Below are 10853 nucleotides of genomic sequence, written 5' to 3' on the forward strand. Positions count from 1 at the left end.
CCCTTCTCCGCCTCGACTTCGCCCGGCATCCGGGGCCCGCACACACAGGCCCCGGATGCCGGGCTGTTGCATGTCGGCGCGGCTGCGCATCCGTCTGCGTCTCGCGGCGCACCCTGTGGAAGCCGGCGCACGTTCTACCATGCGCCCGCCTCCACAGGGTGCGCCGCGAGGTGCGCCGATTTACACCAGCGAGTCGCGCCACGCGGCGTGCAGCTGCGCGAACCGCCCGGTGCCGGCGATCAGCTGGTCGGGGGCACCGTCCTCCACGACACGTCCGTGCTCCATCACGAGGACCCGGTCGGCGATCGCCACGGTGGACAGCCGGTGCGCGATGATCACGGCGGTGCGTCCCCCGAGCAGCGTCTGCAGCGCCTGCTGCACGAGGCGCTCACTCGGGATGTCCAGGCTCGAGGTGGCCTCGTCGAGGATGAGCACGGCCGGGTCGGCCAGGAACGCCCGCGCGAACGAGATCAGCTGGCGCTGCCCGGCGGAGACGCGCCCGCCGCGCTTGTTCACGTCGGTGTCGTATCCGTTCGGCAGTCCCTCGATGAAGTCGTGCGCACCGACAGCGCGAGCCGCAGCCACGATCTCGGCGGGCGTCGCATCCGGTTTGCCGATCGAGATGTTGTCGGCGACCGACCCGCTGAACAGGTAGGCCTCCTGGGTGACCATGACGATCGCCCGGCGCAGGTCCTTGGGGTGCAGGTCGCGCAGGTCGACGCCGTCGAGGGTCACCCTGCCCTCCGACGGGTCGTAGAAACGCGCCATCAGCTTGGCCAGGGTGGACTTGCCGGCCCCGGTCGACCCGACCAGGGCGATGGTCTGCCCGGCCGGGATCGACAGATCGAACGTCGGCAGGATGACCCGGTCGCTCTGATACTCGAACTGCACGTCCTCGAACGAGACCGCGCCCTTCGCCGCCCAGAGGTCGACCGGCTTCACCGGGTCAGGCACGCCCGGATGCTCCTCGAGCACCCCGGAGATCTTCTCCAGCGCGGCGGCGGCCGACTGGTAGGAGTTGTAGAACATCGCCATCTCCTCCATCGGGTCGAAGAACCGGCGGGTGTAGAGCAGCGCCGCGAGCAGCGCGCCGATGGCGAGCTGGCCGTCGACCACGCGGAACCCGCCGACCAGGAGCACGACCGCGACGGCCACGTTTCCGATCAGAACCAGACCGGGGTCGAAGATGCCGAACAGTTGGATGACCCGCCCGTTCACCATGCGGTAGTCCTCGACCAGTTCGCCGAAGACCTTCTCGTTGCGCTTTTCCGCACGAAAGGCCTTGACCGCACGGATGCCTGTCATGGTTTCCACGAACTGCACGATCAGGCTCGCCGACGCCGTTCTCGAGCGGCGGAAGAGCGTCTGTGATCGCACCTGGAACCAGCGGGTGAGCAGGGCAAGCGGCACGATCGACGCGAGCAGAACGAGCCCGCTCGTGCCGTCGAGCAGGAATAGGGCGATCGCGGTGAACACCATGTAGAGCAGACCCTGCACGAGTTGGTTGATGCCGGAGTCGAGCAGTTCCCGAATGGCGTCGAGGTCGCTGGTCTGCCGGGAGATGATGCGGCCGGAGGTGTACGACTCGTGGAATTCGAGGCTTAGTCGCTGCGTGTGCAGGAAGACCCGCTTGCGCAGGTCGATCAGCACGGCCTGGCTGATCCTGGCCGACATGATCGTGTACCAGGCGATCAGGATGGCACCGACGACGCCCGTGGCGAGGTAGATCACCCCCGTCGCGGCGAGCGGCACCCAGTCTTGTTGCATCAACGCTGGCAGACCGCAGTCGATCCCGAACGCGATCAGGGCTGGACCGGCCACCTGTGCGGCGGTGGAGACGACCACGATCAGCATCGCCGCGATCACGGGCCAGCGCACCGGGCGTAGCAGCGATCCGAGCAGGCGCAGTGATCGGCGCCGGATCTGCTTGCTCTCCGCGGCGGTGAAGTTGCTGCGGTCTTCTCCTTCGACACCGGTGACACTCATCGCGCCACCTCCCCTCTGGCCGACTCTCGTCGTTCTTCATCTTCCAGGCTCGAGATCACAAACTTGTAGTGCTCGCTCTCTCGGAGCAGGTCGGAATGCCGTCCGACCGCCGTGACTCGCCCGTTCTCGAGCAGTGCGACCCGGTCGGCGAGCATGACGGTCGACGGACGGTGCGCCACGATCAGCGCCGTGGTCGAGGAGAGCACCTCGCGCAGCGCGGACTCCACCAGGGATTCCGTGTCCACGTCGAGTGCCGACAGCGGGTCGTCGAGCACGAGAACGGCTGGCTTCGCCGCCACCGCCCGCGCCAGCGCGATCCGCTGACGCTGACCGCCGGACAAGCTCATCCCCTCCTCGCCGACGAGTGTGTCCACGCCCTCCGGGAGGTCGTGGGCGAACCCGGCCTGGGCGACCATGAGCGCTTCCTCGAGCGCGGCATCCGCTTCGGGCGAGCGTGCCGCCCACTCCGGGCGACCGAGCAACACGTTGTCGCGCACGGAGGCCGAGAACAGCGTCGCATCCTCGAACGCCATCGACAGGTGACGGCGCAGCTCCTCGCGGCCAAGGTGGCGCACGTCGACCCCGTCGAGGGTCACCGCCCCGTCGGTCACGTCGTAGAGGCGGGTAGTCAGCGCCGTCAGTGTGGACTTCCCAGAGCCGGTCAAGCCGACCAGCGCCATGGTCTCTCCCGGTTCGAGCACCAGGTCCACGCCGTCGAGCAGGTCCGGGAAACGGCTGGGCGAGTCGGGGTAGCGGAAGTGCACGTTCTCGAACGCCAAGCGGCCGCTGGGCCGGTCGATGGTGAGCGGATGCTCGGGGTCGGTGATCGCGTTCGGCGCGTCGAGCACGTCGAAGAAGCGGTCGGTGGCTGTGCGGGCGTCGAAGGTCATCGACAGCAGGAACCCGATTGATTCGATCGGCCAGCGCAACACGGTGGCCGTGGCGAAGAACGCCACCAGCCCGCCCACGCTGAACTGTCCCTGGCTGGCCAGCCAAACGCCGGCGACGAGGCAGAGGGCGAAGGCCACATCCGGAATCATCAGCAGCCACAGCCAGATGCCGGCAATGGCGCGCGCTTTCTCGATCTCGGTGCCGCGCAGGCTCTCGGCCTGGTCGGAGAAGTTCTTCAGCGCGAATTTACCGCGCCCGAAGGCCTTGAGCACACGGATGCCGTGCACCGACTCCTCGACGGCCGTGGCAAGGTCACCGGCCTGGTCTTGGCTGAGCCGGGCGACGACGGAATACTTTTCCTCGAACAGGTAACCGACGATCCACAGCGGGATGGAGCAGACGAAGAAGATCACGCCGAGGATCCAGTTCATCGACACCAAGATGACGGCGCCGATCACGATCGTCACCACGTTCACGATCAGGAGTACGAGCCCGAACGAGATCCACCGGCGGATCAGGTTGAGGTCGCTGACGGCGCGGGAGAGCAGCTGCCCGCTCGGCCACTTATCGTGGAACGTCACCGGGAGGTCCTGCAGCCGGGCATAGAGCGCGTTGCGCATCCTGGCTTCGATGTGGGTGCCGGGGCCGAGCACGAACCAGCGGCGCAGCGCGATGAGCACCGCCTCGATCACGCCGAGGGCGAGCACGACGATCACGGCCGGCCAGATCTGGGCGGCGTCCTGCCGGGTCAGGGCTCCATCGACCAGGCGTTGCAGCACCTGCGGGATGGCGAGTGCGACGACGGCGGCGAGCAGCGCGGCGAGCATGCCGAGGGCCAGCCGCGGCAGGGCCGGGCGGGCGAAGGGGTAGAGGCGCATCAGCACCTGAGCGGTGTTCTTCCGCGCGGGGTCTGTGGCGCAGTCGGGACCCGTTTCCGGGTCGGGCGGATGGCTGAGATCAGTGAGCGTGTTCACGAGTGAGTCCTGAACGAATATGGTGCAGGCGAACGGCGCCAAAGGGCGTCGGGGGCCGCCCGGAATCGGGCCGGTCGGCGAGGGTGGAAGCCGGGATGCTTCCGGTGGCGGCAGCGTGGCTGCCGGTCTGAGGCGCGCCGGCTCAGCGGCCGGGCGAGAGCGCCCGGCGGGGTGGCGTCGGAGCGAGTCGGGGCGTTAGGCGCTGCGCGGGAACGAGTTGGCTGCGCCGAAGCGGGCGCCGTCGTTCGCGAACGCTACGAGCGTAAACGGTGCTGTCTGTATCATGTCGGCCTCCTGAGCGCGTCGTGTCTGAGCTGTGCCCCCCTGATCAGGCAGCCTTTCAGGATACGGTTTCAGGGCCTCCGGCGCAAACGCTGAATCTGGGGGACCGGCTCAGCGCACCCGCACGCTCAGGCAGGTGACACAGCCCTCGAGCTTCTCGAACTCGGAGATGTCGACCGTGATCACCCGGTAGCCGAGGCCGGTGAACAGCGCCGCGGAGCGCGGAGCAGCACTGGACATGAGCAGAGTCGCGGGGTCCAGCACGACCACTGCGGTGCCCTCAGGTTCGGGCACGGACAGGAACTGCGGGAACACCCTCGGGTCGTCGACGAGCGGCCGGTAGCCGATCACGGTGCCGTCGGGCAGCGCCGTGACGGCGGTCTTGAGGTGCAGCACCTTCGTGATGGGCACGGCGACGACCGTGTGACCGCGGGGCTCGAGGATGGCGCGCAGCTGACGCGTGCCCTCAGCGTTCGTGCGCAGGCTCTGGCCCACGTAAACCGTGCGGCCGACCTTGAGCACGTCGCCGCCGTCGAGGGTGCCCGGCAGCTCGAGGTGGTGCACGGAAAGGCCGAGGGCCCGCACGGCGGCCTCGGCAGCGCGGGTTTCGCCGCGACGGCTCGGAGCGCCCGGGCTGGACACGACGGCCAGCTGACCGAAGACGATGACGGCGTCCTCGATGAAGACGGAGTCGGGCAGATCAGGGGCCGGTTCGACCTCGATGGTCTCCCAGCCCTCGGCTTCGAGCGAGGCCACGTAGCCGCGCCACTGTAGAACGGCCAGCTCGAGGTCGATCGGACTGCGCCGGATGTGGGTCAGCTGCCCCTCGGCGAGGTTCCGCGCCGGTCGGCGCACCAGTGCACGCCTTCCCGCGGTACCGGAGGTGACGGCGGCGGCAGCGGATTCGGCAGGCGAGGATTCGAACTCGACGGTTCCCATCCCGCCAGTGTAGGGCTCTCCCCACACAGTCGCCGCGCGGGTCGTGCGCCGCTTCGCGCGAGGCGTGCCAGGCGCGCTGCGGCGCAGCGAGCGCGCCACAGCACGGACGTCGCTGAGCGCCGGTGGGGCGGGCGGCTCCGCGGAGGGGCTACCGGGGGCGGGCGGCGTCCAGGCGGGCGGCAGCCAGTCGCTCGGCGGCGGCGAGCGTCGTGATTCCCTGGTCACGGGCATCCGTGAAGATCTGCGCAACGACGTCGCCGATCGCGGCGACCCGCTCGGCCACCCGGGCGAGGTCGGCGTTCGGCTCCGAGGCCAGGGCCAGGTAGATCACGCCGCCCGCATTCACGACGAAGTCGGGGGCCCAGAGGATGCCACGGGCATCCAGCTGGGCGGCTCCCTCCGGCTGGGCGAGCTGGTTGTTGGCGGCGCCGACGACCCCGAGCACGTTGAGTTCCCCGATCACCCGGGCGGTCAGCACCCCGCCGAGTCCGCAGGGGACGAACAGGTCGGCCGGCACGTGGTGCACCTCGTCCACGGGCACCCAGTCTGCCCCGAGGCCGGCGGCGAACTCCTGCTTGTCGAGGTTGACATCACTGACGGTGAGGCGGGCGCCGGCGGCGGCGAGCGCGGTTGCGAGGCGTCCACCGACCTGGCCGAGGCCGGAAACCACGATGTGCCGGCCAGACACGTCGCGGCTGCCGAAGAGAGCGTCGAGGGTGGCGAGAACGCTGGCATACACGCCGGCCGCGGTCGCGTCGGCCGGTTCGCCTACCCCGCCGCTGGACGAGGGCAGCCCGCAGACGTGGTCGGTGCGCTCCTTCACGACGGCCATCAGGTCGGCGCTCGTGCCCACATCTTCGGCCGTCATATACACGCCATTCAGGCTCTCGATGGCGTCGCCGAGGTCGAGCATGGCGTCACGCCGTTCCGCTTCGCTGAGCACGGTGCCGATCGGCAGGTGGATGACGGACTTGCCGCCGCCCAGGTTCAGCCCGGCCGCCGCGTTCTTCAGCGTCATGGCCGCGGAGAGGCGCAGTGCATCGGCCACGGCATCCGTCCAATTCTCGTACTGCCACAGCCGGGCGCCGCCGAGGGCCTGGCCCAGCCGGGTGGAGTGCACGGCCACTGTGATCACGAGGCCCGAACGGATGCCGGTCGTGATCAACACGCGTTCGTGCGTGAACGGGATGCCGATCAGGGCGTCCAACGAGGTGGTGGGGTGCGTGAGCGTCATGGGGTGGTTCTCCTCGCTGGTCGGCCTTGTGGGCGCATCGTGTCGCCGCGATCGTGGCGCGTCGACTGCACCAGACTAGCCGCGCCGGGCAGGGAGCGCGCGTGCGGGGCGGCGGCGTGTCAGCGCTCCTTCGCCGGCCCCTCCTGCACGGGGATGGTGGCCGTGAACTCAGCCGCCCGCGCCTTGGCGTTCTCGTCGCCGGAGAACAGCCCGATGGGCGCGGTCACAGGATGCGCCGACTCGGCACGCTTGGGCAGCGGACCCCGGGCGGGTTCGCGCCGCAGTTCCATCCTGCCCACCGGCAGCGCCTCCGGGTTGTGGGTGTTGATCCAGTCGATCAGGTTCTCGCGCACCAGGCAGCGCAGGTCGAACAGGGTGGGAGCATCGGCCGCGGAGACCAGCACGCGCACGCGCACGAAGCCGCCCACGGCATCCGTCACTTGGAGCACGACCACGCGTCCGTCCCAGAGCTCGGTCTGGGCCACGATCCGGTCGAGTTCCACGCGCATGCCGGCCGGGTCTACGCGCCAGTCAAGGTCGAACTCGACCGCGCCGAGCAGCTCGCTGTTGTGCCGGGTCCAGTTCTGGAACGGGTTGGTCGTGAAATAGGTCGACGGCAGCACCATGCGGCGGTCGTCCCAGATGTGCACGACCACGTAGGTGAGCGTGATCTCTTCGATCTTGCCCCATTCGGTCTCGACGATCACGACGTCATCGACGCGCAGGGCGTTGTTGAAGGCCAGCTGGATGCCGGCGAACACGTTCGCGAGCGTGGACTGCGCGGCCAGTCCGGCGACGACGCTGAGCAGGCCGGCGGAGGCGAACAGGCTGGCGCCGAGCGTTGCGGCGCCGGGGATGCTGAGCAGCACGGCCCCGATCGCGCAGATTACGATCACGACGACGCCGATGCGGCGCAGCATCCGCAGCTGGGTGCGCACGCGCCGGGCGACGCGGTTGTCACGCACATCGACGCGGTAGCGAGTGGCTGCCACCTCCTCGAAGAAATAGAGGAGGGCGCAGATCAGCCAGGTGGCCGCAACGATGAAGAGCGCGCGGAACAGGAAGTCGACGAGACGCTCGATCTCCTCGGTGCTCTGTAGGAACAGTGTGTTGACCGACCAGATCGCACCCACCAGCAGCGTCAGCCGGAATGGAACTCTGACCAGTCCCACCAGAGTGCGGGCCCAGGCCTTCTTGCGACCCACCACCCGGAACATGAGGGCAACGATCGCCGTGACGACGACGGCACCGACAACGGCGACCAGCAGAGCGATCAGGTAGTCGGTCTGCAGGAATCCCTCGAGATCTGGCACGGCGCTCCCTCCTGCCCGGGGCCTGATGATGCCACGGACTCCTCAATCGTGCCAGACTCCGGGGCCGGGCTCATCTAGTGAAAGAAGTGGCGTTCACCGGTGAAGTACATGCTGACACCGGCATCCACGGCCGCCTGGATGACCTCGGCGTCGCGCACCGAGCCGCCGGGCTGCACGACGGCGGTGACGCCCGCGTCGAGCAACACCTGCAGGCCGTCAGCGAACGGGAAGAACGCATCCGAGGCAGCGACCGAGCCGGCCGCCCGGTCACCGGCCCGCAGCACCGCGAGGTGGCAGGAGTCGACCCGGTTGACCTGGCCCATGCCTACGCCCACGGATGCCCCGGCGCGCGCCAGCAGGATGGCGTTCGACTTCACCGACCGGCAGGCCTTCCACGCGAACTCGAGGTCCGCCCGGGTGGCCGCGTCGACCTCGTCGCCGGCCGCGAGGGACCAGGCCGACGAGTCGAGGTTGTCAAAGGTGTCGGTCTCCTGCACGAGCAGGCCGCCCGATATCTGGCGCAGTTCGAGCGAGGAGCGGTGGTAGTCGGCAGGCAACTCGAGCAGGCGGATGTTCTTCTTGGCACTGAGCAGCTCGAACGCGGCCGGCTCGAAGCCCGGGGCGACGAGCACCTCCGTAAAAATCTGGCTGACGGTTTCGGCCATGCCGAGGGTGACCGTGCGGTTGGCGGCGATGACCCCGCCGAAGGCGGAGATCGGGTCGCAGTCGTGTGCGCGGTGGTGCGCGGAGGCGATCGCATCGGGCGCCTTGGGGTTGGCAACGGCGATGCCGCAGGGGTTGGCGTGCTTGATGATGGCCACGGCCGGTTCGGCAAAGTCGTAGGCGGCGCGCACGGCGGCGTCCGCGTCGACGTAGTTGTTGTACGACATCTCCTTGCCATGGCGCTGCACGGCCTGCGCGATCCCCTGGCCGCCCTCGCCGAGGTACAGTGCCGCGGCCTGGTGCGAGTTCTCGCCGTAGCGGAGCACCGCGCTGCGGGTGGCCTCGATGACCAGGGTCTCGGGGAATGGCATGTCGTCGGCGAGCGCATCACCGATCACGGCATCGAACTCCTCGAGGATGTCCTCGTCGAGGGCCGCGGCGTCGTCCTGCCACTGGTCGTAGACGTTCTCGGTGAACCAGGCGGAGACGCTGAGGTCGTAGCCGGCGGTGTTCTCGAAGGCGAGCGACGCCAGCTTCTGGCGAAGCATCAGCGAGCTGCCGCCGGCCTGCACGGCGGCGATGATCTCGTTGTAGTCGTCGGGGTCCACCACGATGGCGACGTTGGCGTGGTTCTTGGCGGCCGCACGCACGAGCGCGGGCCCGCCGATGTCGATCTGTTCGATCACATCGGCAGGGGAAGCGCCCGACAGGGCGGTCTCGACGAACGGGTACAGGTTGACGACGACGAGCTCGAACGCCCTGATGCCGAGCTCGGCGAGCTGGGCCTCGTGCGCCTCGAGGCGGAGGTCGGCGAGGATGCCGGCGTGCACTCCGGGGTGCAGGGTCTTGACCCGGCCGTCGAGGGATTCGGGGAACCCGGTGACGGCGGAGACATCCGTCACGTCGTGGCCGGCGGCGCGGATGGTGGCCGCAGTCGACCCGGTCGACACGATTTCGACGCCGGTCGCCGCGAGGGCTGCGGCCAGCTCGACCAGACCGGTCTTGTCGCTCACCGAGATCAGCGCGCGCCGCACAGGCACGACGTCGCGGTGGCGGTACAGGCTCTGGGCGTTGGTGGGACCGCTCATATGTGGGAATGCTCCTTGAGATCGACGTGTCCGTTGGCGATATCGAGCACGGCCTGCACCAGCAGGCGACGCTCGACGATTTTGATGCGGTCGTGCAGGGCTGCCTGCGTGTCACCCGGCAGCACCGGCACCCGCTCCTGCGCGATGATCGGTCCATCGTCGACACCGGTGTCGACGACGATCAGGCTGGCGCCGGTTTCGGCGACCCCGGCCGCGAGGGCGTCACGCACGCCGTGGGCGCCGGGGAATTCAGGTAGGTAGGCCGGATGCGTGTTGAGCAGATTCGGGGTCAGCGCCGCCACGACCTGGGGCGGCAGCAGACGCATGAAGCCGCTCAGCACGACGAGATCGGCATCCCACTGCTGGATCTGCGCGAGGAGTTCGTGGCCCCAGGCCTCTCGGGACGGGTGCGACGTGAACGGCACCGTAAACGTGGAAATGCCGTACTCCTCGCCCAACTCGAGCCCGTCGGCATCGCGGTCGGCTCCGATGGCCACCACGCGTGCGGGGTACTCGGCGTCGCGGCACGCCTCGAGCAGGGAGCGCAGGTTGGAACCCCCACCGGAGATCAGTACGACCAAGTTCAGCACGGGAGAAGCCTACCGTTCGGCGGCCACACGGGGGTCACCCACCTGTTCGGCCGGGATGCGGGTTCGCCGACGGCCGTGGCACCGGGGGTGCCGGCGGTGCCGGGCAGACCGGGGGAACCGGTCAGCGGTGAGGGAGCGAGCTGCGGAGCTTCCCGAGCAGACGGCCGGCGCCGGTCTGCGCGCCGGTCTGCGCGCCTTGGTTCACTGCGCCCGTCGCCTCGCGCCGGGGCGCGGGCGTGAGTAGTCCGATGCAGGCTGCGACCCCGACCTCGGCTGCGGCGACCGCACCGACCAGAAGCGGGTTCGGCCCGACCTCGACGAGACGGCCGGGGCCGAGCGCTCCGCCCGACCACCAGGCGAGCAGGCCGAGCAGCACGCCGGCGACGATCCCAGTGCCGAGGCCGGTGAGCAGCCGTTCCGTGATCGTGGGGGCCGGTACATCCGTGGCGGCCGTGCGCTGGCGAAGGATGACGGCGGCGAGAAAACCGATCAGCACCGGAACGAGCAGTCCGACGAACCCGAACGTGAGACTGCCCTGTGGCAGCACGCCGAGGATCGGCAATCCCGGCACCGTTCCGAGCACGGTCCCGACCGGTGACACGCTGGACCCCACGCCCACAGCGATGCCGGGGCCGACGAACCAGGACGCGGCCCAGATGACCAGGTTCGGGATCAGCGAAAGCTGGGCGATGGTGAGCGCGATGCCGCCCAGAACCCCCGCCTGCACGGTCTCGTAAAGCCCGATAATGGTGGCGTAATTGGTCAGGATCAGCACGAAGACAGTGATCCCGGAAACGCAGAGAATGCCGGCGGCCGCGGCCGTACCGGCCCGAAGCGCCGCGGCGACGCCCGCGCGCACCGGCGCCGGGAGCATACCGGCCGCCGCGACGGGC

The 10853-nt window shown here is 69.2% G+C and carries 8 protein-coding genes; all 8 read right to left on the reverse strand.

Annotated features, from left to right (window positions below; all coding sequences use genetic code 11):
- Positions 1 to 180 precede the first annotated feature (180 nt).
- Positions 181 to 1986 carry an ABC transporter ATP-binding protein gene (locus E3O65_RS03105; RefSeq protein WP_134362291.1) on the reverse strand — a complete coding sequence of 602 codons (1806 nt, stop codon included), beginning with the start codon at positions 1984 to 1986 and terminating at the stop codon, positions 181 to 183.
- Positions 1983 to 3755, reverse strand: a complete 1773-nt coding sequence (locus tag E3O65_RS03110) for an ABC transporter ATP-binding protein (RefSeq protein ID WP_134362303.1) — start codon at positions 3753 to 3755, stop codon at positions 1983 to 1985. The genes E3O65_RS03105 and E3O65_RS03110 overlap by 4 nt, the downstream gene beginning before the upstream one ends.
- A gap of 489 nt (positions 3756 to 4244) precedes the next feature.
- Positions 4245 to 5072: a dimethylargininase gene (ddaH, locus tag E3O65_RS03115; RefSeq protein ID WP_174722254.1), complete on the reverse strand. Its 828-nt coding sequence runs from the start codon at positions 5070 to 5072 to the stop codon at positions 4245 to 4247.
- Between the two features lie 148 nt (positions 5073 to 5220).
- Positions 5221 to 6306, reverse strand: a complete 1086-nt coding sequence (locus tag E3O65_RS03120) for a Glu/Leu/Phe/Val dehydrogenase dimerization domain-containing protein (protein WP_134362293.1) — start codon at positions 6304 to 6306, stop codon at positions 5221 to 5223.
- 119 nt (positions 6307 to 6425) lie between these two features.
- A complete protein-coding gene (locus E3O65_RS03125; protein WP_241985614.1) occupies positions 6426 to 7619 on the reverse strand; it encodes a mechanosensitive ion channel family protein in 1194 nt (397 codons plus the stop codon).
- Positions 7620 to 7693: 74 nt separating this feature from the next.
- On the reverse strand, positions 7694 to 9370 hold the full coding sequence (gene purH, locus E3O65_RS03130) for a bifunctional phosphoribosylaminoimidazolecarboxamide formyltransferase/IMP cyclohydrolase (RefSeq protein ID WP_134362294.1): 1677 nt from the start codon (positions 9368 to 9370) through the stop codon (positions 7694 to 7696).
- Positions 9367 to 9960 carry a phosphoribosylglycinamide formyltransferase gene (purN, locus tag E3O65_RS03135; protein ID WP_134362295.1) on the reverse strand — a complete coding sequence of 198 codons (594 nt, stop codon included), beginning with the start codon at positions 9958 to 9960 and terminating at the stop codon, positions 9367 to 9369. The genes purH and purN overlap by 4 nt, the downstream gene beginning before the upstream one ends.
- A 121-nt stretch (positions 9961 to 10081) precedes the next feature.
- Positions 10082 to 10853, reverse strand: a 772-nt coding sequence (locus tag E3O65_RS03140) for a cell division protein PerM (protein WP_241985613.1), incomplete at its 5' end; no start/stop codon positions are given.

It is taken from the genome of Cryobacterium breve (genome assembly GCF_004402375.1).
Lineage (GTDB): Bacteria > Actinomycetota > Actinomycetes > Actinomycetales > Microbacteriaceae > Cryobacterium > Cryobacterium breve.